The following is a 204-nucleotide window of genomic DNA, read 5'->3' as shown; positions in this document are numbered from 1 at the left end:
TTGACCAGCGACGAGGTGAGGTCGGCCGTGGGGTGTTCCGCCCGGTGCGCGGCGAGGTCCTGGACGAGTTGCTGGAGCTCCATCCCCGCGGTCAGCAGCCGCTCCGCGACGGTGTTCACGTCGAGGCCGACGTACTCGGGGTCGAAGCCTCCGAGGATGACGTTGGACCTGTCGAAGACCGTGCGATAGTCGTTCTCCGGTATC

The 204-nt window shown here is 66.7% G+C and carries 1 pseudogene; it reads right to left on the bottom strand.

The features are described from left to right. Positions 1-204: pseudogene (locus tag ACSC1Q_RS43345) on the bottom strand (cytochrome P450); the annotation flags it as partial.

The organism is Streptosporangium heterodermiicola (assembly GCF_051390675.1).
Classification (GTDB): domain Bacteria; phylum Actinomycetota; class Actinomycetes; order Streptosporangiales; family Streptosporangiaceae; genus Streptosporangium.
This window is presented reverse-complemented; position numbering and strand designations above follow the sequence as displayed.